We start from the raw sequence: 26,644 nt of genomic DNA, 5'->3' as shown, positions 1-26,644 counted from the left end.
TTACATGCGAATGCAAAATTCGGCGAAGAGCACGAACGCACCGGCCGATCTGCGTGCCTGGCTCGCTTACCTCGCCGAGCGCGGCAAGCTCGCGATGGCCCGCGAGGGTATTGCGCTGACCGATGAACTCGCCGCCATCGCGAAGCGGCTCGAGCGCGACAGCGCGGTGCTGTTCCCGCGTCCCGATGGGCACGAGATTCCTGTCATCGCCAACCTGTTTGCCGGTCGTGACCGGGTCGCCGATTCCATCGGCGTCACCGAGGACCAGTTGCTGCCGCGATTCCTTGCCGCCGCAAGCGATCCGCTGCCGACCCGCGAGGTTCCGGACGGTCCAGTGCAGGAGGTCGTTCACGACGACATCGACCTGCTCCGACAACTTCCGGTGCCGAAGCACAATGAACGCGATAGCGGTCCCTATATCACGGCCGGCCTGTTGATCGCGCGCAATCCGAAGACCGGCGTTCAGAACGTTTCGATTCACCGTTGTCAGGTCAGCAGCAAGAATCGTATCGGCGTTCTGCTGCTGCCGCGGCACACGTTCTCTTACTATCGCATCGCGGAAGAGCTGGGCCAGGCGCTGGAGATCGCCATCGTCATCGGCGCGCATCCGGCGCTGCTGCTGGCTTCGCAAGCGATTGCCCCGCTGGACGAGGACGAGATGGCGATTGCGGGCGCGCTGCTCGGCTCGCCCGTGGACGTCGTCAAATGTCGCACCAATTCGGTTCGCGTTCCCGCCCATGCGGAGATCGTGATTGAAGGACGGATCCTGCAACGCGTGCGCGAGCCGGAGGGCCCGTTCGGTGAATTCCCGCAATATTACGGCCCGCGCGCCAATCGCGAGGTGATCGAAGTCGACGCGATCACGCATCGCGCCAAGCCGATCTTCCACACCATCGTCGGCGGCGGTTTCGAGCACCTGATCCTCGGCGGCGTGCCGCGCGAAGCGACGCTGCTCCAGCATCTGCGCCGCAGCTTCCCGACCGTGCTGGACGTTCGCCTCACGCGCGGCGGCACCTGCCGCTATCATCTCGCGATCAAGATGGACAAGACCAATGAGGGCGAGCCGAAGAACGTCATGATGTGCGCCTTCGGCGCGCATTACGACATCAAGCAGGTGGTTGTGGTCGACAAGGACGTCGATATCTCTTCCTCCGAGGAGATCGAATGGGCGGTGGCGACGCGCTTCCAGGCCGATCGCGATCTCATGGTCGTCGCCGGCGCGCTCGGCTCGAAACTCGATCCGACCACGGAGGACGGTATCGGCGCCAAGATGGGCCTCGATGCGACAGCGCCCGTCAGCGCGTCCGAGCTCGCCTTCAAGCGCATCCGCGTCAAGGGCGAGGAGGACGTCGACCTGACGACAGCCTTGCAAGCCGATCCGGGCGCTGCGGTCGCGCGCCTTCTTGCGGAGGCGCGGATGTGAGCGGGTTACCGCCCGGAAGCGGCTTGCGTCCGTTTGCGCCGTTGGAATATGTAGCTGGAGCGGCCTATAGTGCCGCACCAGCAAAGTAACCATTTTGCGGCGCAACGCCGGGAGGACGAAACTGATGTCGACGGCCCTGCGCATTGCTCATGGCGCTTTCGGCAGGGTCGCTCTGCTCGACATGGACCGTTCGCTGGTCCGCCACGCTCATCATCACTGCCACGTCCTGCTCAAGGTCGAGGGCGCCGACACCCAGTTTCTGGTCGGCGACCAGGTCACGCCGCTCACGGACACGGCCGCCGTTCTCGTCGACGGCTGGAAGCCGCATGCCTATGTGCATGACGTCAATCGCCCGCGCACGCTCATCATGGCGCTCTATATCGAGCCGGAATGGCTGAAGGAGTTCCGGCCCGGATGGGCCGCGAGCGGCGCGCCGGGCTTTTTCGAGCGTCCCTCGGGCGAAGTCTCGCCGCGCATTCGGCAACTCACGCTGCATCTTGCGGCCGAAATGATGGCGAATCCCGATGCGGTGCGAACCCACGAGCAGACGCTTTCGGACCTCATGATCGCGGTGATCGAGCGTTTCACGCCCTGGCGCAGCTTTCCGACCTCGATCCGCAGCATGAGCGCGGTGAGCTGCGACTGGCGGATCCGCCGCGCGATGGACGCGATGCGCGTGAACGATTCCTATGCCAACGTCGATCAGTTCGTGAAGGGCGCGGGCCTGTCGCGCGCGCAGTTCTTCCGCCTGTTCGAGACCTCGCTCGGGGTTTCGCCGAAGCTTTACCTCAACGTCGTCCGCATGGAGCGCGCGCTCGACGCGGTGATGCGCGAGGACACGCCGCTCGGCGAGCTCAGCGAGCGCTTTGGCTTTCCGGAGCCTGCGCATTTCACGCGCTTCTTCCGCGATCATGCCGGTGTCAGCCCGCGCGAGTTTCGCAACGTCTCGCGCCTCGCGGGCTGATATTGCGCTGCACGCTCTCGAATGAGACGATTTGGTAAGTCGTGAGAGCGGGCGGTATGGCCCTCGCGCCTCCTGTCCTGACAAACGTCGCCGTCGCGTCAGAGAACGCGTCGGGAGGTATGTCGGGACATGGTGCAGGCCGCGGTTCAATCCGCAAATTCGGTTGATCAGAGTGGCGACAAGCCGTGGGTCGGGCGTTCAATCGAGCGCGTCGAGGATGCTGCGCTGCTTAGTGGCCGCGGCCGATTCATCGACGATCTCGGCGTCCAGCCCGGCACGCTGCATGCGACGATCCTGCGCTCGCCGCACGCCCACGCCGATATCGTCTCGATCGACGTTGAAGCGGCCAGGCGGCTGCCGGGCGTTGTCGCGGTCCTGACCGGCGAACAGATCAAGGCGGTAACCACGAGTCTCGTCGTCGGTGTGAAGGCGCCGGTCGAGTGCTGGCCGATCGCGGTCGAGCGTGTGCGCTATGTCGGCGAACCGGTCGCCGTGATCGTGGCGACCGATCGTGCCCGCGCCGAAGATGCGGCCGAACTCATCAATGTCGCGTATCGCCCGCGAGCGGCCACAGTCGACCCGCTCGGGGCGATAGCACCGGGTGCACCTGTCCTGCACGACGGTTTTCCCGGCAATCTCGCCAGCGACCGCGCGTTTCGCTACGGCGATCCTGAAAGGGCGTTTGCGGATGCACCGCATCACTTCTCCATCGACATCCGCTATCCCCGCAACTCCTGCACCCCGATCGAGACCTATGGCGTCGTCGCCTCGCATGATGCCGGCGAGGATGCCTTTGAGGTTCTCGCGAATTTTCAAGGGCCCTTCAGCATCCACACCGTGATTGCGCGTGCACTGAAAGTTCCGGGCAATCGGCTGCGGCTGCGCACGCCGCCGGATTCCGGCGGCAGCTTTGGCGTCAAGCAGGGCGTGTTTCCGTACATCGTTCTGATCGCGGCTGCGGCGCGCGTCACGGGTCGGCCGGTGAAGTGGATCGAGGACCGGCTCGAGCATCTCACCGCGTCGGTGTCGGCGACCAACCGTGCGACGACATTGGCCGCGGCGGTTGCGGCCGACGGCAAGATTCTCGCGCTCGATTGGGACCAGGTCGAGGATTGCGGCGCGCATCTGCGCGCACCCGAGCCGGCCACGCTCTACCGCATGCACGGCAACATGACGGGGGCCTACGACATCAGCCACGTCAGGATCCGCAACCGCGTCGTGGTCACCAACAAGACACCGACCGGCCTCAACCGCGGCTTTGGCGGGCCGCAGGTCTATTTCGCGCTGGAACGCCTGGTGCAGCGGATCGCGATCGGGCTCGGTCTTGATCCGCTCGATGTCATCAAGCGCAATCTGATCGAGGCTGGTGCTTTTCCCTATCGCACCGCGACCGGCGCGTTGCTCGATTCCGGTAATTACCAGGAAGCCATCGCGCGCGCGGTCGAGCAGGGCAGGCTCGCGGAACTGAAGGCGCGGCGCGACGCGGCGCGGGCAGAGGGGCGTCTCTACGGGATCGGCTTCACGGCGGTGGTGGAGCCCAGCGTCTCCAATATGGGTTATATCACAACGGTGCTGACCGCTGCCGAGCGCCGCAAGGCCGGGCCGAAAAACGGGGCGCAGGCGACCGCCACTGTCGGCCTCGATCCGGTCGGCAGCGTCACCGTTCACGTCGCCTCCGTGCCGCAGGGGCAGGGTCATCGCACCGTGCTGTCGCAAGTGGTCGCCGACGTCTTCGGCCTGGAGCCGAAGGACATCCGCGTCAACACCGAGATCGATACCGCCAAGGATGCCTGGTCGATCGCGTCGGGAAATTATGCCAGCCGCTTCGCCGCCGCGGTGGCCGGCACGGCAAAACTGGCAGCCGAGCGCATTGCCGGCCGTCTCGCCCGCATCGCCGCCAGCCAGTTGAACGTCGAAGCCGCGGACATCGTGTTTGCTAAGGGCTTCGTTGCCTCCAGGCACAATCCGGAAAACCGGATCGCGTTCTCGCGTGTCGCTGCGCTCGGTCATTGGTCGCCGGGCTCGCTGCCTGACGATGCCGGCCAGACCATCCGTGAGACCGTGTTCTGGACGCCGCCGGAGCTGACCCCGCCCGGCGAGGACGACCGCATCAACTCCTCGCTGTGTCATGGCTTCATCTTCGACTTCTGCGGCGTCGAGATCGACCGCATTACTCTGCAGACGCGGATCGACCGCTACGTCACCATGCATGATTGCGGCACCATCCTGCATCCCGGCATGGTCAATGGCCAGATCCGCGGCGGCTTCGCTCAGGCGCTCGGTGCCGCGCTCTACGAGGAATATGCCTACGCTGACGACGGCAGCTTTCTGACGGGAACGCTGGCGGACTATTTGCTGCCGACCACCACCGAGGTGCCGGAGCCCGAGATCTTCCACATGGAGACGCCGTCGCCGTTTACGCCACTCGGCGCGAAAGGCGTCGGCGAAGGCAATTGCATGTCGACACCGGTGTGCCTCGCCAATGCGGTTGCGGACGCGCTCGGCGTTGCCGACGTCACGTTGCCGCTGGTGCCCGCGCGGCTTGCCGAGCTGGTGCGCGGCGCCGAGCCGCCGCCTCCCGCGGGGGGCGTGGCTGCGGTGCCTGCGCGCGAAGCGGATCGGCGGCTTCGCGGCGAAGGGCAGGCCTCGGTGAGGGCGACGCCCGAGCAGGTCTGGGCCATGCTGCTCGATCCTGCCACGCTCCAATCGATCATTCCCGGCTGCCAGCGCGTCGACAAGATCACCGAGACGCATTTCCGCGCCGACGTCACGCTCGGCATCGGACCCGTCACCGGCCGCTATCGCGCCGACGTGGAGCTGTTCGATCTCGATCCGCCGCGCGCGGTCACCTTGCGCGGCGGCGCCACCGGCGCGCTCGGCTTCGGCAGCGCTGAGGGGCGCATCATGCTCGCGCCCGACGGCAGCGGCGGGACGAAGCTGACCTACAGCTATGACGCCGCGATCGGCGGCAAGATCGCAAGCATCGGCGGCCGGCTGCTCGACGGCGCGACGCGGGTGATCATCGGCCAGTTCTTCGCAGCGCTCGCCCGCAGGGCCGGCGGCGGTGGTGCATCGGGCGGCTTCTCGCTGTTCGCTCTGCTGGCGAAATTCGCCGGCCGATTCGGGGGGCGCCGATGAAGCCGCCCGCATTCGACTATCTCCGCGCCGAAACCGTCGGTGATGTCCTCGACGGGCTCGCGCAGCATGGCGGCGATGCCCGTGTGCTCGCCGGCGGACAGTCGCTGATGGCGATGCTCAACATGCGCCTCGCCAAGCCGAAGCTTCTGATCGACATCATGCGGATCCGGGAGCTCCGCAAGATCGAGCGGACAGCCGATGCCGTCGTCATCGGTGCCGGCGTGCGCCAGGCCGATCTGCTGGCCTGGCCGGATCTGGCCGAGGCATTGCCGCTGGTGGCGTTGGCGCTGCCCTGCGTCGGTCACATGCAGACCCGCAACCGCGGCACCATCTGCGGCTCGCTCGCGCATGCCGATCCCAGCGCCGAGATGCCGCTCGCGCTGGTCGCGCTCGGCGGCGAGGTGCTTTTGCGCAGTGCCAGGCGCCGTCGCCGCGTCGCGGCCAAGGATTTCTTCGCCGGCATGATGCTGACGGCGCGCAGCGACGACGAGCTGATCGAAGGCATCTCGCTTCCGGTCATCAATGGATCTCGCTTCGCGTTCCGCGAGGTCGCACGCCGGCACGGCGATTTTGCCATCGTGGCCTGCGCCGCGATGAAGACGCCATCCGGCGTCCGCCTCACGGTCGGTGGCGTTGCGGACGTCCCGACGGCGCGGGACTGGCCGCGACTCGAGGGCAGCGCGCTCGACGATGCCCTCAACGCCTTTGCCTACGAGCTCCGTGCCCGCGACGACGTCCATGCCACCGCGCGCTATCGCCGCGACCTGGTGCGCATGATCGGCCGCGATCTGATCGGCGAGGTTCTGCGATGACCCGTCTCAAATCCGACGCCCGCCATCCCATCCACGTCTCGCTGAATGGCGAGCCCGTCGCGGGGGAAGCCGAGCCTCGGACGCTGCTGTCCGATTTCCTGCGGCACCAGTTGGGCGCCACCGGCACCCATGTCGGCTGCGAGCACGGCGTCTGCGGTGCCTGCACGGTCGTCGTCGACGGCATGCTGACCCGTTCCTGCCTCACCCTGGCGGCGCAGGTCGACGGCGGCGAGATCAAGACGGTTGAAGGGCTTGCACCCGCGGCCGATCGCCTCGGCGTGCTGCAACAGGCCTTCCGCCGTCACCACGCGCTTCAGTGCGGCTTCTGCACCGCCGGCATCCTGATGTCGCTCGATCATTATCTCGCGAGGAACCCGGCGCCGACCGAGGCGGAGATTCGCGATCTTCTCAGCGGGCATCTGTGCCGCTGCACCGGCTACACGCCGATCATCCAGGCGGCCCTCGACGCCGCCGCCCAGCTCGCTTCATCGAAAAAAGAGACGTCAGATGCTTGATCTCGCCAGCAGCTTCATGGCCAGCGCCGCGCGCGATCCGCGCGCCATCGCGCTGGTCGACGGCGATCTCCGCCTGACCTACCGGCAATGGTACGACAAGATCTCTGCCTTGGTCGCATCCTTCGGCCGCCTGGGCCTCAAGCCCGGCGACCACGTCGTCACGCTGCTGCAAAACCGCTGGGAGGCCGCGACGCTGCATTGGGCCTGCCAGTTCGCCGGACTCGTAATCACCCCGATCAACTGGCGAGCCAAGGCCGACGAGCTGGACTTCTGCATCGAGAACGCTGAAGCCCGCGCAGTTTTCTACCAGGATATTTCTGCTGAGGCGGTGCAGGGTTCGGCGCTCGCCGGCCGGGTGCTACGCGTGTCGGTCGATCCGGGCACAGGGGAGGCGACAGGCTTTGCTGATCTGATCAGGGGCAGCGCGCCCGACGCCGAGCCGAGCGTCGGCTCTGATGCCTGGTCGATCATGCTCTACACATCGGGCACGACCTCGCGGCCGAAGGGCGTGCCGCGGCGTCATCGCGCCGAGCGTGCCGCGGCGATCGCTCATGTCGCGCAAAATCTCTACGGCCGCGGCGAGCGCACGCTCGGCGTGATGCCGCTCTACCACACCATGGGCGTCCGCTCGTTGCTCGCGATGTCGCTGATCGGCGGCAGCTTCATCTGCCTGCCGCGCTATGACAGCCGCCACGCGCTGGAGCTGATCGAGCGGGAAGGGATCACCAATCTCTATCTGGTGCCGACGCTCTATCACGATCTCGTCCATCACGAGGCCTTTGCCCGGACCGACGTCTCCAGCGTGCGCAAGCTCGGCTTTGCCGGCGCCTCGATGACGGATGGCCTGCTGAAGAAGCTGAACGAGGCCTTCAGGCCGGAGCTGTTCGTCAACCATTACGGCAGCTCCGAGATCTACACCTTCACGATCGATCAGAACGCTACGGCAAAACCCGGCTCTGCCGGTAAGGCCGGGCTGAACCAGCACGTCAAGGTCGTGCGCATCGGCGCGCGTTCGGTGACGGAGCTTGCCGCGGTCGGCGAGGAGGGCGAGATCATCGCCACGCTCGCGGGCGACGAGGCTTTTGAGGGCTATTGGCGCCGCCCCGAGGCCGACGCCAAATCGTTGCGCGAGGGCTGGTATTTCACCGGCGACACCGGCTTCGTCGATCCCGACGGCGACCTCTTCGTAACGGGCCGCGTCGACGACATGATCATCACCGGCGGCGAGAACGTCTCTCCTGTCGAGATCGAGAGCTGCCTGTCGCTGCATCCCGGGGTCGACGAGGTCGCCGTGGTCGGTGTGGCCGACGAAAAATGGGGCAAGGTCGTCGCCGCCTTCGTCAAGCGCAATCGCAACGTTTCCGAGAGCGAGCTGGAGCAGTTCTGCCGCACCTCGGGCCTCGCCAACTTCAAGCGGCCGCGCCGCTACGTCTTCGTCGTCGCGATTCCCAAATCGCCGGTCGGCAAGCTGCTGCGGCGTCTGCTCGTCGCCGGAGAATACGAGACCGAGCGTCGGCCGCCATCGGACGCCGCTTGATCGTCACGCATCAACAGAAGGAAGCGAAAATGCTGTCACCCTACACTTTTGCCGATCCCCGGCTTGCCAAGCTCGATGGGTTCAAGGTCGAGATCGACGAGGCGCATGAGCGCGCGGACATCATCCTGAGACGTCCCCCCTACAACGTCGTGGCGATGCCGCAGCGCGACCAGCTCCGGCTGACCTTCGAGACGCTGGACGAGGATCCGCGTGTGCGCATCATTGTGCTGCGCGGTGAGGGCGAGCATTTCTCGAGCGGCGGAAACATCGGAGGCTTCATGGAAGCGAGCCCCGAGCACGTTTCCAAGCTCGCCTGGAACATCGCCGCGCCGGCGCGTTGCGCCAAGCCTGTTATCGTCGCCAATCGCGGCTATTGTTTCGGCGTTGGCTTCGAGCTGTCGCTGGCCTGCGACTTCCGTATCGCCTCGGAGACCACGCAGTACGCGCTGCCCGAGCAGAAGCTCGGCCAGATCCCGGGCTCCGGCGGGTCGGCGCGGCTGCAAAAAATGGTCGGCATCACCCGCACCAAGGACATCGTGATGCGCTCCAAGCGCATCTCGGCGAAGCAGGCGCTGGAGTGGGGCATCGCCACCGAATGCGTGCCCGATGCCGAACTGGAGAAGGCGACCGACAAGCTTGTCGACGAGCTCCGCAGCTTCTCGCCACTGGCGCAGCGTACCGCCAAGAAACTCCTCAACGATACCGAGGACTCGACACTCGCCATCGCCATCGAGCTCGAGGGGCACTGCTACAGCCGCCTGCGCCAGTCGGACGATTTTAGGGAAGGCGTCGAGGCCTTCAACGCCAAGCGTCCGCCGAAATTCGTTGGGCGTTGATACGCGACGCAACAAGCTGCCGCGGTTCGCGCGGACCGCGGTCCTACTCAAACGGGGAGGGTAAAACAAAATGGCTGAGATGGATATGCCGGTCGCCGGTGCACGGGCATCGACGGATAACAAGCAGATGGTCAATGCGATCATCGCGTCAGTACTCGGATGGGCACTCGACCTGTTCGATTTGTTCATTCTGCTCTATGTAGCGCCGGTGGTCGGCGCGCTGTTCTTTCCGTCGAGCAATGCGGCGCTGTCGCTCGCCGCGGTCTACGGTTCGTTCGCCGTTACGCTGCTGATGCGGCCGCTAGGTTCAGCGGTGTTCGGGCACTACGCCGACGTGCACGGCCGAAAGCAGGCCATGCTGATCGCCATCGTCGGCGTCGGCATCAGCACGGCCGCGTTCGGCCTGCTGCCGACCATCGCGCAAGTCGGCGTGATCGCTCCCATCGTGTTCCTGATTCTGCGCCTGGTGCAGGGCGTGTTCGTCGGTGGCGTGGTGGCCTCGACCCACACGATCGGCACGGAATCGGTGCCGCCGCATTGGCGCGGCGCGATGTCGGGCCTGGTCGGCGGCGGCGGCGCCGGCATTGGCGCGCTGCTGGCGTCCTTCATCTTCCTGATTACGTCCTCGGTATTCCCTGGAGATGCCTTCGCCGTCTGGGGCTGGCGCTTCATGTTCTTCTCGGGGCTGTTGAGCTCGCTGCTCGGCTGGTTCATCTTCCGTAATCTTGAAGAATCTCCCTACTTCAAGGAGCTCAAGCGCCAGCAGGGCAACAAGCAGGCGAAGGTCTCGAAGGCGCCAGTCAAGGATGTGTTGTCCCGCGAGTATCGCGGCGTCCTGCTGATCAACCTGCTCATTACCTTCGGCGGCGGCGCCGGTTATTATCTGACCTCGGGGTATTTGCCGAGCTTCCTGAAAGTCATCAACGCGGTTCCGAACCAGACCTCCTCGCTGATCCTGATGGGCGCCAGCGTCTCGGCGTTCTTCGCCGCGGTGCTGGTCGGCGCGCTGAGCGATCTCATCGGCCGCAAGAAGACGTTCCTGCTGATCGGGGTCCTGGCGGCGGTGCTGTTGCCGCTGTGCTATCTGAACCTCGCCACGACCAAGGACACCACGCAGATCACGCTCTATGCGCTTGCCATCGCCTTCATCGGTAATGCCGGTTATGCGCCGGTGCTGATCTTTCTGAACGAGCGGTTCCCCACGGCGCTCCGCGCCAGCGGCACCGGCCTGTCCTGGAATATCGGCTTTGCGCTGGGCGGAATGATGCCGACGTTCGTTTCGCTGGTAAGCGGCAGCCCCGCGGAGATTCCGATGTCGCTGGCCTACTTTGCAGTCGGCGTGTTCGTGATCTATTTGATCGGCGCGGTCGTGATCCCCGAGACCAAGGGCAACTTCCGCTGAGCTAGATCGGCGCGGCTGCACCTGCAGCCGCGCCAGCTTGCGAGCGTGTGACAGCTGCCGCTAGCCCGCAAGAAACCCGCCATCCACCGCGACCACCGTTCCGGTCGCGTATTGCGAGGCTGGCATGCAGAGGAAGGCGACGGCACCGGCGATGTCCTCGGGCTGGCCCCAGCGCTTGAACGCGGTGCGGTTGGCGATTCGCTGATAATGGGCGCGGTCGGTGCGGCCGGCGGCATTGATCGCGGTTTCGACATAGCCGGGCGCAACGGCGTTGACGCGGATGCCGTCTTCGGCCCACGCCAGGGCCAGCGCCTTGGTCAGCATCACGACGCCGCCCTTGCTGGCGCAATAGGCCGGAATCCGCGGCAGGGCCAGGGTTGCGTTCATCGAGGCGATGTTGACGATCGAGCCTTTCATCTTCGCCAGCTGCGAGCGGAACGCCATGCAGGTCCGGAACGTGCCCGTGAGATTGACGTCGAGCACTTTCATGAAGGTCTCGATTTCGTATTCCTTGTCTCGCGCCAGGATGCCGGCGCAATTGATCAGCGCGTCGACGCGCTGGTGTTGCCCGGCGAGTGACGCGACGGCTTCATCGCTCGTGACATCGAGCGTCGTGAGCGCAAGTCCGGCGCGCGGCTTGAGCAGGGAGCGTGCGAGATCGGCGTCATTGACGCCTGTGGCGGTCACCATCGCCCCGAGATCGCAGAACTGGTTGCTGATCGCGGCGCCGATGTCGCCGGCGCCGCCGACCACGACGGCATGAAAACCGGGGGTGAGAGAAAAGCTGGCACTCATCGGAGGATCTCACTTCGGGATTGCGGGAGGCGGAGCCGTCGATTCCCGGACCACCAGCGAGAAGTCGATCTCGCGATGCATGATGGTCTGCTCACCGGCGAGGCTGCGCACCAGATATTCTCCGGCACGCTGCCAGGTCTCGTCGGTTGGGACGTGGATCGTCGTCAGGCTCGGTCGCAAATGGCGGCTCCAGTCGAGGTCGTCGAAGCCGACGACCGACAGATCACGCGGCACCGAAAAGCCGCTGCGCTCCGCTTCCAACAGGACGCCGTAGGCAATGACGTCGTTGCCGCAGACCACTGCCGTCGGGCGATTCTTGAGGTTGAGGAGATGGCGCGCCGCCTCGCGCGCGTCGTCCAGGGTATAGGGCACCTCGACATGCCATTCCGGAGGCAGCTCCAGGCCCTTCTCCGCGAGCGCGCGGCGAAAGCCGGCGACGCGGGCGCCGGCGCGGTCGTTGTTGCGCTGGAGAGCGGAAACGATTCCGATCCGGCGATGGCCGAGCTCGATGACATGCCCGGCCGCCCGATGGGCGGCGGCCTCGTTGTTCGTGCCGACGCAAGGGTAGGGCCGGTCGGGCTGATAGATGCCGACATTGATGAAAGGCACCGCATTGTCCGCGAGTAGCTTGCGCAACCCTTCGTGATGGCAGTCGCCCCGCAGCACGAGGCCATCGACGCCGCGGCCGATCAGGTTGCGGGCCTGTTGCAGCTCGACGTCGAGATCGTATCCGCTCGTGGTGAGAAACAGCATGTAACCCACCGAGGACAGGTATTTTTGCAGTGAGGCGATGCCGCGCGCGAACATCGTGTTGTCGATCGTCGGCACGATGGCGCCAAGCGTACGCGATCGCCGCGATGACAGAATCCGGGCCGGCGCATGCGGGATGTAACCGACGGCTTCGATTGCCTGCGCGATGCGCGCGCGCAGGGACGGGCTCACCGCATCGGGGTTGTTGAGCGCACGCGAAACCGATGCCGTCGACACGCCGGCCCGTGCCGCGACGGCGCGGATGCCTTGCTTCGTCAATTTGGCGGACGGTCGATTCATGATGTAACGTTACAATTCCGGATCGCGGGCAAGACAAGGAGGATATCTGCGATATTGCCGCACAAAGGATCGATTGTCTATCGCTTGACAGAGGTGAGATGGCGCTTAGGATGTAACCGTTTTCAAAAGGCGCCGACAGCATAAGGCGGCCAGCGGGAGGAGAGTTCGATGAAGGCCAGGATGCTCGCGACGCGCGTCGCGTTGCCCGTTCTTGCGATTGTCGCCGTCAGCGCGCAGGCGCGCGCGGCCGAATTCGACTGGATGAAGTTCAAGGGCAAGACCGTCACCTTTCTCGCCAACAATAATCCGGTTTCGCAGGCGCTGCTCACCTATAAGGCCGATTTCGAGAAGCTGACCGGCATGACCCTGAAGGTCGACGGCTATCAGGAACAGCAGATGCGCCAGCGTCTGGTCACCGTCATGAATGCGAACAGCGACGAGGTCGATGTGTTCATGACGCTGCCCTCGCGCGAAGGCGAGCAGTTCGCCGCTGCCGGCTGGTACGGCGATCTCACCGCGATGGCCAAGAACGAGGTCGCCAAGGACTACGATCCGGCGGGGTTGAGCCAGGCCCTGCTGAAGGCCGCGACGTTCGGCGGCAAGCTGACCAGCATGCCGATGAACATCGAGGGCCCGATTTTCTATTACCGCACCGATATCTTCAAGAAGTGCGGCCTCGAGGCGCCGAAGACCATCAAGGACGTCGAGGCCGCCGCCGAGAAGATCAAGACCTGCGACAGCACGGTGACGCCGTTCGTTTCGCGTGGCCTCAAGCCTGCGATCGCCTACACCTTCAGCAACATGCTGCATAATATCGGCGGCACGTATATCGCGAGCGGCAAGTCGAGCCTGTGTTCGGCCAAGGGCAAGGAGGCGCTCGACACCTATAGCCGGCTGCTGCGCGACTTCGGACCGCCCGGCGTCGTCAATTACAGCTTCCAGCAGATTTCGGCGCTGTATCGCGGCGGCCGTGCGGCGATGGCGTTCGAATCCTCGAATGAATTGCGCACGGTGATGGAAGGCGGCGCGCGCCTGAAGGACACCGGCCTGTTGCCGTTCCCGGCGGGCGAGGCCGGCCAGGTGCCGACCACGATCGGCTGGGGCATGGCGGTGTCCTCGCACAGCAAGCAGCCGGATGCCGCCTGGTACTTCGTGCAGTGGGCGACGAGCCCCGAGGTGCAGAAGAAGATGGCTCTGCAGGGCATTGCCCCGCCGCGTCCGTCCGTCGCCAAGGACCCCGAATATCGCAAGTGGATCGACGAGGAGCCGGTGCGCAAGGAATGGCAGGCCGCGCTCGACGTGCTCGCCACCAAGGGCTCGTCCGAAGTCGGCTATCCCATCGTCGCCAATCCGCAATCGCGCGAGTTCATTGGTCAGGCGGTGCAGGATTTGATCCTGAAGCAAAAGACCGTCGATCAGGCTTGCGCGGACGCCGACAAGGCGCTGGACGCGCTGATCGCGCTGAACTGACCGCCCGGTGCCGGCTGGTTTCGCGCCGGCCGACACCTAACTCGATCGAGGACAGGAATACATGTCTGACACGGCTGCGACACTCACGCAGGACCGGCAGAAGCTGGAAATGGCGGCGCTCTCGGCGCCGGCCGTGATCTTCACGGTCGCGATGATCGCATTTCCGGTCGTCTATACGATCTGGCTCGGCTTCCAGACTTTCTCTTCGACCGGCAAGCAGTCCTTTGCCGGCCTTGCCAATTACACGAAGCTGATGTCCGACGTCGAGTTCTGGCATGGGTTGTGGATCACCATTGCGCTGTTCGTGCTCTCGCTGGTGCTGCAGCTCGTCTTCGGCGTCTGGCTCGCGCTGGTGCTGTTTCATGCCAAGCGCCTTCCTGGGATCGTGCGATCGCTGTTCATCTCGCCCTTCATGATGCCGCCGGTGGTCGCCGGCATGATGTGGCTGGTGATCCTCGATCCGTCACTGGGCGCGGCCAACTACATCCTGCAATCGCTCGGCCTGCCGCCATCGGACTGGCTGGCCTCGCCGACATGGGTCATTCCGACGGTTGCGTTGATCGATAGCTGGCAGTGGACACCGTACGTCGCCCTGATCGTGCTCGGCGGCCTGCAATCTCTGCCGCCGAGCGTCTACGAGGCCGCGCAAATCGATGGCGCATCTGCGTTCAAGACCTTCCAGCGCATCACGCTGCCGCTGCTGCTGCCGACCATCGTCACTGCAGCCATTCTGCGTAGCGTCGATCTCCTGCGCTTTTTCGACATCATCTACATCACGACCCAAGGCGGGCCCGGCAACGCCTCGAATACGCTCAATATCTACGGTTTCCGGGTCGGCTTCGAATTCTTCAACATCGGCTATGCCAGCGCGTTGATGCTGACGCTAACCGCGATCGTGTTCGGCGCCGTGCTCGCCTTCAACCGCCTGCGCGGCGCGGTGGCGTGGTGATCTCATGACCGACGCAGTCAACACCGACCGCTGGATACGCTGGCTCAACCTGGTGCAGCTCGTGCTGGCCGGCGTTATCATCATGACGCCAACGGTCTGGATGGTGCTGTCCTCCTTCAAGCCGTCCTTCGAGGTGACGGCCTATCCGCCGACACTGATCTTCACGCCGACGCTGGACAATTATGTCGAGCTGACCAAGACGACGCCGTTCCTGAGCTACGCCCTCAACAGCCTGATCGTGACCGTCGGCTCGACGGCGCTCGGGCTCCTGTTCGGAATCCCGGCCGCGTTCGCCGTTTCCTGGACGCGTATTTCGTGGCCGGCGATCCTGACGCTCGCGGCGCGCATGGCACCGGGAACGCTGTTCCTGCTGCCGTGGTACGTCATGTTCCGGCAGGTCGGCATGATCGGGTCGTACACGGCGCTAATCCTCAGCCACGCGGTGATCACGCTCCCGATCGTGATCTGGGTGTTGCTGCCGTCGTTCGATGCCATTCCACGCAGCGTGTTCGAGGCGGCACAGGTCGATGGTTGCAGCGTCACGCGCATCCTCTGGCGCATCGCGCTGCCGCTGGTGGCGTCCGGCATCGCCGTCTCGGCCATACTCGCCTTCGTATTCTCTTGGAACTACTTCCTGTTTGCGCTGGTGCTGTCCAATGGCGACACCAAGACCCTGATCGCGGCTGCCTTCAATTTCATCGGCGAAGGCTCGACGCAATGGGGCGCCCTGATGGCCGCGGCGACGCTGATCGCATTGCCGCCGCTGGTACTGGCAGCTCTGGTTCAGCGCTGGCTGGTGTCCGGGCTGACGCTCGGTGCGGTGAAAGGCTAGGTATTTGATGAACGTGTCCCCCCGTCCGAACTCAATCATGCAGGCCGCGGTGTTCCACGGCAATGACCGCATCACCATCGAGCGCGTCGCAATGCCTGATGTCGGCAGCGGCGAAGTGCTGGTCCGTGTCTCGCGCACCGCGCTGTGCGGCTCGGACTTCAAGCTCTGGCACAAAGGCGCCGAGTTCACCGCCGGCCACGAGATTTTTGGCGTCGTCGAGCAGCCCGGCCACCGCCTGCATGGCCGCCGCTGCGCCGTCTATATCCCGTTGCACTGTGACCACTGTGCGGCCTGCAAGCGCGGCGACACCCAGATGTGCCTGGAGGTCTCGAGCCTGATCGGCTGGAACAGGCCGGGCGGCTATGCCGAATACGTGCCGGTGCCGGAGAACTGCCTGCTGCCGGTGCCCGACGATATCGAGGACAGCCTCGCGCCGCTCTTGCTCGACACCATCGGCACCTCCGGCCACGCCGTGCGGTTCGTCAGTCGCGTAGTGTCGTCGGAGGAGGCAGGTGCGGTCCTCGTGATGGGAGCGGGGCCTGTCGGTCTCGGCGTCGTGCTGGCGCTCCGCAGTCTCGGCTATGACGATATCCACGTCGCTGATCCCAACGCGGCACGCTTGAATATCGCCCGATCGTTCGGCGCGAAACCGCATCCGGTCGGCGACACGTCAAAGCGTTTCGCCCTCATCATGGAGTGCTCCGGCGCGCATGCGGCACGCAACCTCGGTATCGAGCTGGTCCTGCCGCGCGGGGCGCTGGTGCTGGTCGGCGAGAACGCCGCGCCCTGGACCATCGAGGAAGGCAAGGTGTTCCGCCGCAAGGATTTCTACATGATCCGGACCTTCTACTTCCCGGTCTCGGATTTCGAGCCGAACGTCGAACTGCTGCGCAGGTACAAGGACGAATACCGCGTTCTCGTCGACGGCGAGTTCGGCCTGTCCGCTTTGCCCGAGAATTTCGCCCGCTTCGCCAAGGGCGAGTTGATCAAGCCTGTACTGGCGCTGGACTAAGCGATATGGCCTCGATCTCTATCCGCAACCTTACCAAACGCTACGGCAATTTCACTGTGATCCCGGATCTCAACCTTGAGATCGCGGACCACGAGTTCGTGGTTTTCGTCGGCCCGTCCGGTTGCGGCAAGTCGACCTTGCTCCGGATCATTGCAGGTCTCGAGCCGATTTCTTCCGGAGATCTCTACATCGGCGACAAGCGCGTCAACGGCGTGCAGGCGGCGCAGCGCGACATCGCGATGGTGTTCCAGGATTACGCGCTCTATCCGCACATGCGGGTCTACGACAACATGTCCTTTGCGCTGGAGCTGCGGGGAACGCCGAAGGCGGAGATCGACGCGCGGGTGAAGCGCGCGGCGGCGCTGCTGCACATCGAGCCGTATCTCGACCGCAAGCCGAAGGAGCTCTCCGGCGGCCAGCGCCAGCGCGTCGCCATGGGGCGCGCAATCGTGCGCAATCCAAAAGCCTTCCTGTTCGATGAGCCGCTCTCAAATCTTGATGCCAAGCTGCGCGGGCAGGTGCGCGCCGAGATCAAGGCGCTGTCGCAGGAGCTCAAGACCACCATGGTCTTCGTGACGCATGACCAGATCGAGGCCATGACCATGGCCGACCGCATCGTGGTGCTGCAGAGCGGCACGATCCAGCAATACGACACGCCCGAGGCGGTCTACGAGCGGCCGGCCAATCAGTTCGTGGCCGGCTTCATCGGTTCGCCAGCCATGAATTTCTTCCCGGTCGAATGGCGACAGGAGCGTGCGATCCTTTCGCAAGGCGGAACGGTGGTGCCGTTGGGCGAGGAGACGGCAAACGGGCTGCGGCGGGCCGGCAGCGCTGTCCTTGGCATTCGCCCCGAACATTTTGCCGTCGCTGCCGACGGCATTGCAGTGAATGTCAAGCTCGTTGAGCCGCTCGGCTCGGACACGCTGATCCATTTCGATCTCGCCGGCGCGGCATCCATCGCGCGGGTCGATCCGTCGCTACGACCGAAGGTCGGCGATCGCCTCAATCTGCGACCGCAGCCCGGCAAGACGCATCTGTTCGATGCCGCAAATGGACAGGTCGTGCGGTGAGCGCATTGGTCAACATCGGCGATCTCACGGCGCTGGCGGACGTCGCGTCCAAGGCGAGGCCCGTGCACGTGATCTGTCTCGGGTTGTCCGCGCTCGACCAGGTCTGGCGCGTCGACCGGCCGTTCGCGGGTGGAAGCGAGAAGATCAGGGCCGTCGAGTACGGCACGCTCGGCGGCGGCATGGCCGCCAATGCGAGCGTGGCGGTCGCAAAGCTCGGTGCGTCCGTCGCGTTCTGGGGGCGGGCAGGGGATGATGCTGCCGGGCATGAGATGAAGTCAGCCTTCACCGCGGAAGGCGTCGACGTCGAGAATTTTCGGCTGTTTGCCGACGGCCGCTCGTCCGTCTCCGGTGTCATCGTTGACAATTCCGGCGAGCGGCAGATCGTGAACTTCCGCGGCCTCTATCCGGAAGCCGCCGACTGGCTCCCGCTCGAAGCTGTCTCGCGCGCATCGTCCGTGCTCGCCGATCCGCGCTGGGTTGAGGGGGCCGCGACGTTGTTCCGAGAAGCCCGCGCGCGCGGGATTCCGACGGTGCTCGACGGCGACATGGCCGATGCCGAGGTGTTCGAGCGGCTGTTGCCCCTGACAGACCATGCAATCTTCTCCGAGCCCGCGCTCACGGCCTTTGGCGGCTCGGCCAAGGATGAATCCCTCGCGGCGCTCGCCCGCTTCGGCTGTCGCATCATCGCCGTCACGCGCGGTGGCGAGGGCGTGAGCTGGTACGAGAACGGCCGCCTGCACCGACAGGCGGCCTTCGCGGTCGATGTGGTCGACACCACCGGCGCCGGTGACGTCTTCCATGGCGCCTACGCCCTCGCGATCGGCTCCGGCCTCGACGTGCGTGGTGCGATGGCGTTTTCGGCCGCGGCCGCCGCAATGAAATGCCGCCACGCAGGCGGACGCAACGGAATCCCCACCATCAACGAGTGTCTTGCATTCATGAGGACGAAGCCATGAGAACGATTGGAAAGAACCGCGGCCTGGCGCGTCTGGCCGACGCCGACGGTCATTTTCGCATGGTCGCGCTGGATCAGCGGCCGCCGCTGTTTGACGCTATTGCGAAAGCAAAGGGGATTACGCGGGACCAGGTCGAGTATTCCGACGTGACGGCAGCAAAGCGTCTGCTCGTCGAGAACCTCGCCCCACATTGCAGCTCGATGCTGTTCGATCCGAATTTCGCGGTGCCCGCGGCGATCGATCTTCTGCCGCCGCGTTGCGGTCTCATCATGACTCTTGAAGAGCACCGGGTGGATGAGACCTCGGGCGGACGCAAGTCGCGGGCGATCACCGACTGGAGCGTTGAGAAGATCCGCGCCATGGGCGGCGACGCCGTCAAGGTGCTGGCGTGGTACCGGCCGGACGCCGATGCTGCGGTCAACGAGCATCAGAAGCGGTTCGTTCGCGAGATCGGGCAGGATTGCGCCCGTCACGACATTCCCTACGTCCTGGAGCTGTTGGTCTATCCGTTCCTCGGCAGCGCCAATCACACCGCCGACTACGTGGAGTCGCCCGGAAAACTTCCAGGTCTGGTCATCGAGAGCGTGCGCGAGTTCGCCAAGCCGGAATATGGCGTCGACCTTCTGAAGCTGGAGAGCCCGCTGGCGGCCAACGGTCTGCCTGCCCGGGATGGCAGTGCCGAGGCGAAAGCCGCGCAGATGGAGTTCGATGCGATCGGCGATATCTGCCGCGCGCGCAGCATCCCCTGGGTGCTGCTCTCCGGCGGTGCTGCGCCGGAGAAATTCGAGCGGGTGCTCGACTTTGCCTATGCCGCGGGCGCGGGCGGGTTTTTGGCGGGCCGCACGATCTGGCTCGATGCCGTCTTGAAGAATTTCCCGGACCGCGCGGCGGTTGCCGCCAGCCTGCGCAAGGATGGCCTTGGTGTGCTCGAACGGCTCAACGAGCTGACCAAGGCCAAGGGAACGCCGTGGAAGGCGCGCTTTCCCGTATTTACTGATATCAAGCGGGAAGGTGACTTCGCGCGCGCGTACTGAGCTGATGGCCGTTCCGCGTGCTCCGATCCCGATCGCAGGATCTGCAACATGACGTCTGACAGCTTCACTATCCGCTCGATCGAAGCGTTCTGCTATCGCTATCCGTTGGCGACGCCGGTGGTGACGTCGTTCGGCCGCATGCTCAACCGCCCCGCCGTCTTCATTCGCGCCGTCGATGAAGATGGCGTCGAGGGGTGGGGCGAGGCCTGGTCGAATTTCCCTGCGCCCGGTGCGGAGCATCGTGCGCGGCTCGTGAACGAGGTGCTCGCGCCCGGTCTCGTCGGGCGCAGGTTCGACGGTCCGGCTCAAGCCTTCGAGAGCCTGACGAGGGGCACTGAAGTGCTGGCGCTGCAATGCGGCGAACCCGGTCCGTTTGCGCAGGCGATCGCGGGCATCGATCTCGCGCTATGGGACCTCTCGGCGCGCCGTCGGCGCTTGCCGCTGTGGCGGCTGCTTGGTGGGCACGGCAGCACAATCAAGGTCTATGCCAGTGGCATCAATCCCGGCGGAGCCACGCAGACGGCCGAAGCCGCACTCGAGCGAGGTCATCGCGCGTTGAAGTTGAAGGTCGGATTCGGCGCCGACACCGACCTCGCCAATCTCGTGGCCCTGCGCCAGATCGTCGGCGCGGGCATGCTTGCGGCGGACGCCAATCAGGGCTGGTCGGTCGAACAGGCGCTTCAGATGCTGGATCGGCTTGGCGGGTTCGACCTGCGCTGGCTGGAAGAGCCTATCCGCGCCGATCGGCCACGCGGAGAATGGCTAAGACTGCGGGCAGGCGCGGACATGCCGATTGCCGCCGGCGAGAACATTTCAAGCGCCGAAGGCTTCAGGCAGGTGTTGACCGAGGACGTGCTCGGCGTGGTTCAGCCGGACATCGCGAAATGGGGCGGGCTCACGGTCTGTGCCGGGCTGGCGCGTGACATTCTCGACGTGCGCAAGACGTTTTGCCCACACTATCTCGGCGGCGGCATTGGACTTCTTGCCTCGGCTCATCTGATGGCCGGCATCGGAGGAGATGGCTGGCTGGAGGTCGACGCCAACGACAATCCGCTGCGCGATTTGTTTTGCGGTTCCCTGGTCGACGTGCGCGAAGGCACGGTTCAGCTGAGTGACGACCCGGGGCTCGGAACAGTGCCGGATCTCTCAGCTATCGAGCGCTATCGCAGCATCTAGACCAGTGCGGGTTTCGGGTGTTCTTCGCCTAAAGTACCTCGGCCAAAGATTGGCCGTGCAGCTCGATGTTCAATCCCCGCATGCCGAGGTCGTTGATCTCGCCGCCCATCGCCTTCAGGCTTTCCTCGCGGATCAGGGACATCAGCCCGCGGCGCAGCGCCAAAAATTCCGAGGACATCATCATCGATTGCTGCCGCGGCCGTTCCAGCGGAATTGGGATCTCCGCCTTGATCGAGCCGGGGCGCGCGGTCATGCAGTAGACCCGGTCGGAGAGGAAGATCGCCTCGTCGATGTCGTGGGTGACGAACAGCACCGAGATCTTCAGCCGCTGCCACATGTTGGTGAGGATCTGCTGCATGATGACGCGGGTCTGGGCGTCGAGTGCACCGAAGGGCTCATCCAGCAACAGCACTTTCGGCCCCGTCGCGAGCGCGCGGACGATGCCGACGCGCTGCTTCATGCCGCCGGAGAGCTTTTCCGGATAGTGCTTCTCGAAGGCCTCCAGGCCCGCCAGCCCGAGCAGCGTCCGGGCGGCGCGCTCACGCTGCGAGCGCGGCATGCCGCGCATCTTCAGCCCGAACTCGACGTTCTCCCGCACCGTCTTCCAGGGGAACAGCGAATATTGCTGGAACACCATGCCGCGCTCGGCGCTGGGTCCGCTCACAGGCTCGCCGTCGACGGTGACAATACCGGTGGTCGGCTTGAGGAAGCCCGCGACCGCATTGAGCAGCGTCGATTTTCCGCAGCCGGAGGGCCCGACGATCGAGACGAACTCGCCCGGCTTCACATGGATCTGCGTATCGGTGACGGCCTGGACCGGTCCCTCGATGCTGTCATAGCTGAGGGAAAAGCTCCTGACTTCGATATGGCCTTGCGGTGCCTTGGCGGGGATCTCGCTCATTTCGCTCTCCACGGCATCACCAATTGTCCGGCGCCCCGGATCAGCAGGCTCGATCCCAGGCCGAGAACGCCGATTGCGATCATGCCGAGCGCGATATCGGCGTACTGGACCAGCGAATAGGCCTCCCAGGTGAAGTAGCCGATGCCGTACTGGCCCGAGATCATCTCGGCCGCGATCAGCGATACCCAGGCTACGCCCATGCCGACCGTAAGACCGGTGAAGATGTGCGGCAGCGACGCCGGAAAATACACCTCCCGGAAGATCGAGCGCTCCCGCGCGCCGAGGCACTGCGCAGCGCGCACCAGCACGGGATCGACCAGCGTCATGCCGTGAAGTGTATTCACCAGGATCGGAAAGAACGAGCCGAGGAAGGTGATGTAGACGATGCTCTGCTCGTTGGTCGGCCACAGCATGATCGCCATCGGCACCCAAGCGATTGCCGGGATCGGTCGCAGCACTTCGGCGACCGGGAAGATGATCTCATGGACGAGCTTGAAGCGGCCCATCACGAGACCGAGCGGCACCCCGACGATGGCTGCGAGGGAGAAGCCGACGAGGATGCGCCGGCAGCTCAAGAGGATGTGCATCAGGAATTTTGGATCGTGGATCGCCTTGGTGAAGCTGGCATAGACCGCGAGCGGCGAGGGCACATTGGTGAAGCGCACGAAGAACACGACGCGATAGGTCGTGAGCAGGTGCCAGACCAGGAGGAATGCCAGCAGCGAGGTGATGCCGATCGCGATCGCGCGCAGGCCGCTGCGGTTCAGTCGGTACCAGCGCAGCGCGAGCGTGCCGAAGGAGGGCGGGGTGGCGACGGGCTCCGGCCCCGCCTCTGCAATGGCTGTTGCCGGCATGCTGTCCTCGGGATGTCTGAGGATGGCGGGACTGCTCACGTCTTGCCTCCGCCGACCGCCGCCTTTACCGCGTCGTCGAAGCCCAGCACCTTGCCGCCGATCTTGGCGGCATAGGCTTCGGCGTCCTTCTTCAGCAGGAACGGCGCGACGTCGCCATCGCCGACGGCGAAGAAGGCCTGGTCGGCGAACAGCTTGATGCCGCGCGTGGTGTCGAAGACGTAGGCGACGTTGATCTTCTTGCCCTTGGCCTTGAAGTCTGCATAGGCCCCCAAGGTGCACGCCGCGGACGCAAACGGCATGATGCCGGCATCATCCACCCAGACCTCGCCGGCCTTGCGCGGATCGGTGATCGGCTTCTTGCAGAAGGCGTCTTCGCCGGCGATCTCGTAATTCTTGGTGCTCGCGAGCTGCGCGTCGTAATCGAGCTTCATCTCGGCATAGGCTTTGCGGATATAGCCATCGTCGACCCATTTTTTCGGATCGAATTCCTTCATCCGGCCGAGATTTTGCAGAACCTTGACGTCGGCGGTGGCGGCGTCGATCAACGCAGGCTTGACCGTGGGATCGGTGGTCATATTGCCGCTGGGCCCCAGGAAGATGTAAACCACTTCCTTGCTGATGCCGGTCCATTCCTGGATCTTTTCCGCGGCCAGCTTGGGATCGTCGCGCAGCCACTGATTGGCGGCGATGACCGCCTTCAGATAGGCGGTCACGACCTCCGGGTATTTATCGGCGAAATCGGTGCGGACCACGATGCCGTGGAAGGTCGGGACGTTGGTCTCGACGCCGTCAAAGATCTTCCGCGCGAAGCCGCGGAACGGCAGCAGCTCGGCGAAGGGAACGAAGTCGGCATGCGCGTCGATCTTCTTTTCCTGGAGATTGGTCGAGCCGACCTCCGGGCTCTGGCTGACGAGCTGGAAGAAGTCGGACGTGTAGCCACGGTCCTGCATCGCCTTGAGCACCATGCCATGGGCGGCGGAGCCGAACGGTACACTGACGAGCTTGCCCTTGAGATCGGCGAGATCGTAATAGGGCGAGTCCTTGTGAACGACGATGCCGTTGCCGGAGCCGGACAGGCTGTAGGCGGCGATACCGATCAGCCGGCTCCTGCTTTCGGGGTTACTTTCGAAGGTGAAGCCGTTCACGATCAGCGGATAGTCGCCCATCATGCCGATCTGCAGCTTGTTCGCCATCATCGCGTTGGTGACGGGTGGGCCGGAGGTGAAGTTCTGCCACTCCAGCTCGAACTTGATGTTGCTGTATTTGCCGTCTTTCGGCAGATATTTCTCGAGCAGGTGCAATTGGCGGATGACGACACCGGCCGTCACCGTGTTGGTTGTCGTATCCTGCGTTCCGATGCCAAGCGTGACGGTTTCCGCCGAGGCCGGTTGCGCGACCAGAAGGGCCAGCGACGTCACCGACGTCGTGATCGAGAGCGTGGAAAGACGGCGGACCATTCTCATCCTCATTCGGTTGGATGTGCTGTGGTTGCCATGATTGGGTGAGGGCCCGGACAGGGCAAATCCGGAATGAGCGCTGCAGTCGATTAGTTGCCGGGAAAAGCTGATTGCATACTCCTTGAGCAGTTCTGCACTATAAAGCCGCTTGCCTGTGCAGGGGCGATGGTCGCAAATTCGGTCAATCGGATGCGTGGCCGCGCATCTCCTCCAGCACGTCCGTCCGGCAGACCACGATCTGTGACCGCTTGGTTTGCACGATTCCCTTCTCCTGCATCCGCTTCAGGCTGATCGTGACCCATTGCCTGGTGGCACCGACCATGTGCGCAATGTCGGCATGGGTGAAGGCGGCCGCGATCACCCTGCCATCGGCGTCCTCGACGCCATAGAGCTCGACGAGGTGCAGCAGCAGATGCGCAAGGCGCTGCGTGATCGAGCGCGTTCCCAGCATCTGGGCGAGAGCCGAATAGCATTTGCCCTTGAACGTCAGGCCTTCGATCAGGCCGATCGCAAGGTTCGGGATCTCCACGGCAAGCGACCGCAGCTCCTTTCCGGGAAGATGCACGACGCTGCAATTGCTGGACGCAACACCGGACCATTGATGCACGGTGCCCTCGAACACTTCTGGCCCGCCGACGAAATTTCCGACGTGCCAATAGGCCAGCGTGATCTCGCGCCCGAGTGGGGAGGTGTAGAACACCCGGATACGGCCGCTCTCGATCAGCCAGATGCCGTCATGCTTGCCGCCCTGGCTGAACAGCGTCTGGCCGCGGTTGAGCACTTTTCGGCGGCCTTGCTTCAGCACCTGCTCCCGCTCTCGCGGGGAGAGCTTGTCCATCAGCGGCGGGGGCCCGCCGATCCATTGCTGGTTCTCGGTGAGCAGCAGCGAGGAGCTGCCTGCAGGCCGGACTGCCGGGGGAACAGCCCCGCGAACCGCATTCGCCGCCTGCAACATCATCTGCCTCCGGAACGTTCAAATCGTTCTAAAGAGGAGCAATGTCCGTGCCAGATGGGGGCGCGGTTCGTTTGTGGCATGTCGGCGCCAACTACTCCGCTGTTATCGCCCGCGAAGGCGGGCGATCCAGTATTCCAGAGACGTCAGTGGGATACTGAGGGGCCGCGGCGTACTGGATTCCCCGCTTTCGCGGGGAACGACAGTGGAGCAAGAGGAGCGGCCGAGGGCTTATCTCCCCGCCAAACTCAACAAATACGGCTTGGGATAAATTCCCCTGTTATGCCCGTCCGAAAACGAGATGTTCAGCCCATAGCCGAGGTCGCCGATCTCGGTGATGGCGATACCGGGAAAGTGCTCGGGGAAACGGCCGTCGAAGCGGGCGCGGGTGCAGTGGGCGCATTTGCAGGAGAGGCGAAGTTTTTCGGCAGGGACGCTCAGCGCGTCGTCCAGTGTGGTGCGGACGAGGAGCGTCGCCAGATCGGCGCTCGCTTCGTAGTCGGCCACGGTCGGTACTACCAAGGTCATGGTCATGACGTATCTCCGACCCTCTTCTACGGCGTCGCAGACGAGTGCGAATAGCAACTAGTTGCCAACGCCGGCTGCTCTCCGATCATCGCCCGCGAAATGTGAAACTAATCGACCGGGAATTTCACTTCCGCGTTGCCGGATTCCCGTCTCTCCGAAACCTTGTGCGCGATCGAGGCACGGAGACGAGGATGAGCGCATTTCAGAAAGAGACGGTTTTGTCGGTCCGGCACTGGACCGAGTCCCTGTTTAGCTTCACGGCGACGCGTGATCCCGGCTTTCGCTTCCAGAACGGCCAGTTCGCCATGATCGGGCTGGAGGTCGAGGGCAAGCCCTTGATGCGGGCCTACAGCATGGCGAGCGCCAATCACGAGGAAGCGCTCGAGTTCTTCTCGATCAAGGTGCAGGACGGTCCGCTGACCTCGCGCCTCCAGAAGGTCAGAGAAGGCGACATCATCCTGGTCGGTCGCAAGGCGACGGGGACGTTGATCACCGGCAACCTCATTCCGGGAAAGCGCCTCCTGCTGCTTTCGACCGGCACCGGGCTCGCGCCGTTCGCCAGCCTGATCAAGGACCCCGACGTCTACGAGAACTACGAGACGATCGTGCTCGCCCATGGCTGCCGCCAAGTCTCTGAGCTCGCCTATGGCGAGCACGTGGTCGAAGGCCTCCGCAATCACGAGTTCTTCGGACCGCTGATCCGCGACAAGCTCGTCTACTATCCGACCGTCACCCGAGAGCCGTTCAGGAATCGTGGCCGCATCACCGATCTGATCGCCTCGGGCCAGCTCTTCGACGATATCGGGCAGGGCAGCCTCGATATCGAGACCGACCGCATCATGCTCTGCGGCAGCCCGGCGATGCTGGAGGAGCTCCCCGCGATGTTCTCTGCGCACGGCTTCGTCGAAGGAAACCACAGCCAGCCCGGCCATTTCGTGATCGAGAAAGCCTTCGTCGAGCGCTGAGGCGCAAATCGCGTTC

24 protein-coding genes are annotated in these 26,644 nt (G+C 64.4%); 17 read left to right on the top strand and 7 right to left on the bottom strand.

The genetic code is table 11. The features are described 5' to 3' along the window. Window positions 1-4: 4 nt before the first annotated feature. The 8 genes from RAD10_RS34420 to RAD10_RS34385 all read left to right on the top strand — a co-directional run bounded on the left by RAD10_RS34420 (window position 5) and on the right by RAD10_RS34385 (window position 10,627). Window positions 5-1,423 carry a UbiD family decarboxylase gene (locus RAD10_RS34420; protein ID WP_461620916.1) on the top strand — a complete coding sequence of 473 codons (1,419 nt, stop codon included), beginning with the start codon at window positions 5-7 and terminating at the stop codon, window positions 1,421-1,423. Between the two features lie 124 nt (window positions 1,424-1,547). Further along, on the top strand, window positions 1,548-2,387 hold the full coding sequence (locus RAD10_RS34415) for a helix-turn-helix transcriptional regulator (protein ID WP_461620915.1): 840 nt from the start codon (window positions 1,548-1,550) through the stop codon (window positions 2,385-2,387). Window positions 2,388-2,516: 129 nt separating this feature from the next. Beyond that, complete coding sequence (locus tag RAD10_RS34410) at window positions 2,517-5,525, top strand: xanthine dehydrogenase family protein molybdopterin-binding subunit (protein ID WP_461620914.1); 3,009 nt, start codon at window positions 2,517-2,519, stop codon at window positions 5,523-5,525. Next, window positions 5,522-6,337, top strand: coding sequence for an FAD binding domain-containing protein (locus tag RAD10_RS34405; protein ID WP_461620913.1), 816 nt, complete (start codon window positions 5,522-5,524; stop codon window positions 6,335-6,337). The genes RAD10_RS34410 and RAD10_RS34405 overlap by 4 nt, the downstream gene beginning before the upstream one ends. Then, window positions 6,334-6,852 carry a (2Fe-2S)-binding protein gene (locus tag RAD10_RS34400; RefSeq protein WP_461620912.1) on the top strand — a complete coding sequence of 173 codons (519 nt, stop codon included), beginning with the start codon at window positions 6,334-6,336 and terminating at the stop codon, window positions 6,850-6,852. The genes RAD10_RS34405 and RAD10_RS34400 overlap by 4 nt, the downstream gene beginning before the upstream one ends. After that, window positions 6,845-8,389 (top strand): AMP-binding protein, encoded by a 1,545-nt coding sequence (locus RAD10_RS34395; protein WP_461620911.1) that lies wholly within the window; start codon window positions 6,845-6,847, stop codon window positions 8,387-8,389. The genes RAD10_RS34400 and RAD10_RS34395 overlap by 8 nt, the downstream gene beginning before the upstream one ends. A gap of 29 nt (window positions 8,390-8,418) precedes the next feature. After that, entirely contained in the window at window positions 8,419-9,225 is an 807-nt protein-coding gene (locus tag RAD10_RS34390) for an enoyl-CoA hydratase/isomerase family protein (protein ID WP_461620910.1), read from the top strand. Window positions 9,226-9,295: 70 nt separating this feature from the next. Beyond that, a complete protein-coding gene (locus RAD10_RS34385) occupies window positions 9,296-10,627 on the top strand; it encodes an MFS transporter (protein ID WP_461620909.1) in 1,332 nt (443 codons plus the stop codon). Window positions 10,628-10,687: 60 nt separating this feature from the next. On the opposite strand, the gene RAD10_RS34380 is transcribed toward RAD10_RS34385, so the two are convergent. Both RAD10_RS34380 and RAD10_RS34375 read right to left on the bottom strand, forming a co-directional pair. Continuing rightward, window positions 10,688-11,422 carry an SDR family NAD(P)-dependent oxidoreductase gene (locus tag RAD10_RS34380; protein WP_461620908.1) on the bottom strand — a complete coding sequence of 245 codons (735 nt, stop codon included), beginning with the start codon at window positions 11,420-11,422 and terminating at the stop codon, window positions 10,688-10,690. Window positions 11,423-11,431: 9 nt separating this feature from the next. Then, on the bottom strand, window positions 11,432-12,472 hold the full coding sequence (locus tag RAD10_RS34375) for a LacI family DNA-binding transcriptional regulator (RefSeq protein WP_461620907.1): 1,041 nt from the start codon (window positions 12,470-12,472) through the stop codon (window positions 11,432-11,434). Between the two features lie 168 nt (window positions 12,473-12,640). On the opposite strand from RAD10_RS34375, the gene RAD10_RS34370 reads away from it, so the two are divergent. The 8 genes from RAD10_RS34370 to RAD10_RS34335 all read left to right on the top strand — a co-directional run bounded on the left by RAD10_RS34370 (window position 12,641) and on the right by RAD10_RS34335 (window position 20,971). Then, window positions 12,641-13,942 carry an ABC transporter substrate-binding protein gene (locus RAD10_RS34370; RefSeq protein ID WP_461620906.1) on the top strand — a complete coding sequence of 434 codons (1,302 nt, stop codon included), beginning with the start codon at window positions 12,641-12,643 and terminating at the stop codon, window positions 13,940-13,942. A gap of 61 nt (window positions 13,943-14,003) precedes the next feature. Then, window positions 14,004-14,891, top strand: a complete 888-nt coding sequence (locus RAD10_RS34365) for a carbohydrate ABC transporter permease (protein WP_461620905.1) — start codon at window positions 14,004-14,006, stop codon at window positions 14,889-14,891. Between the two features lie 4 nt (window positions 14,892-14,895). Continuing rightward, window positions 14,896-15,723 carry a carbohydrate ABC transporter permease gene (locus RAD10_RS34360; protein WP_018316074.1) on the top strand — a complete coding sequence of 276 codons (828 nt, stop codon included), beginning with the start codon at window positions 14,896-14,898 and terminating at the stop codon, window positions 15,721-15,723. A gap of 7 nt (window positions 15,724-15,730) precedes the next feature. Next, window positions 15,731-16,735 carry a zinc-dependent alcohol dehydrogenase family protein gene (locus RAD10_RS34355; RefSeq protein WP_461620904.1) on the top strand — a complete coding sequence of 335 codons (1,005 nt, stop codon included), beginning with the start codon at window positions 15,731-15,733 and terminating at the stop codon, window positions 16,733-16,735. A 5-nt stretch (window positions 16,736-16,740) separates the two neighbouring features. Beyond that, window positions 16,741-17,805: an ABC transporter ATP-binding protein gene (locus RAD10_RS34350; protein WP_461620903.1), complete on the top strand. Its 1,065-nt coding sequence runs from the start codon at window positions 16,741-16,743 to the stop codon at window positions 17,803-17,805. After that, window positions 17,802-18,761 carry a sugar kinase gene (locus RAD10_RS34345; RefSeq protein WP_461620902.1) on the top strand — a complete coding sequence of 320 codons (960 nt, stop codon included), beginning with the start codon at window positions 17,802-17,804 and terminating at the stop codon, window positions 18,759-18,761. The genes RAD10_RS34350 and RAD10_RS34345 overlap by 4 nt, the downstream gene beginning before the upstream one ends. Then, window positions 18,758-19,795 (top strand): tagatose 1,6-diphosphate aldolase, encoded by a 1,038-nt coding sequence (locus RAD10_RS34340; protein WP_461620901.1) that lies wholly within the window; start codon window positions 18,758-18,760, stop codon window positions 19,793-19,795. The genes RAD10_RS34345 and RAD10_RS34340 overlap by 4 nt, the downstream gene beginning before the upstream one ends. Before the next feature lie 48 nt (window positions 19,796-19,843). Further along, window positions 19,844-20,971, top strand: a complete 1,128-nt coding sequence (locus RAD10_RS34335) for a mandelate racemase/muconate lactonizing enzyme family protein (RefSeq protein WP_461620900.1) — start codon at window positions 19,844-19,846, stop codon at window positions 20,969-20,971. A gap of 28 nt (window positions 20,972-20,999) precedes the next feature. On the opposite strand, the gene RAD10_RS34330 is transcribed toward RAD10_RS34335, so the two are convergent. From RAD10_RS34330 to RAD10_RS34310, 5 genes are all read right to left on the bottom strand, one after another. After that, window positions 21,000-21,872 (bottom strand): ABC transporter ATP-binding protein, encoded by an 873-nt coding sequence (locus RAD10_RS34330; protein WP_461620899.1) that lies wholly within the window; start codon window positions 21,870-21,872, stop codon window positions 21,000-21,002. Then, entirely contained in the window at window positions 21,869-22,765 is an 897-nt protein-coding gene (locus tag RAD10_RS34325; RefSeq protein ID WP_461620898.1) for an ABC transporter permease, read from the bottom strand. The genes RAD10_RS34330 and RAD10_RS34325 overlap by 4 nt, the downstream gene beginning before the upstream one ends. Beyond that, a complete protein-coding gene (locus RAD10_RS34320) occupies window positions 22,762-24,183 on the bottom strand; it encodes an ABC transporter substrate-binding protein (RefSeq protein WP_461620897.1) in 1,422 nt (473 codons plus the stop codon). Before RAD10_RS34320 ends, RAD10_RS34325 begins: the two co-directional genes overlap by 4 nt. Before the next feature lie 181 nt (window positions 24,184-24,364). Then, window positions 24,365-25,141, bottom strand: a complete 777-nt coding sequence (locus tag RAD10_RS34315) for a Crp/Fnr family transcriptional regulator (protein WP_092261903.1) — start codon at window positions 25,139-25,141, stop codon at window positions 24,365-24,367. Between the two features lie 225 nt (window positions 25,142-25,366). Beyond that, the gene (locus RAD10_RS34310) at window positions 25,367-25,663 is read right to left on the bottom strand and encodes a gamma-butyrobetaine hydroxylase-like domain-containing protein (RefSeq protein ID WP_165637140.1); all 297 of its coding nucleotides are present in this window, start codon (window positions 25,661-25,663) and stop codon (window positions 25,367-25,369) included. Window positions 25,664-25,854: 191 nt separating this feature from the next. On the opposite strand from RAD10_RS34310, the gene RAD10_RS34305 reads away from it, so the two are divergent. Further along, window positions 25,855-26,628, top strand: coding sequence for a ferredoxin--NADP reductase (locus RAD10_RS34305; RefSeq protein ID WP_104461017.1), 774 nt, complete (start codon window positions 25,855-25,857; stop codon window positions 26,626-26,628). Window positions 26,629-26,644 lie beyond the last annotated feature (16 nt).

The sequence above is a fragment of the Bradyrhizobium sp. 23AC genome, from assembly GCF_054863025.1.
This window is presented reverse-complemented; position numbering and strand designations above follow the sequence as displayed.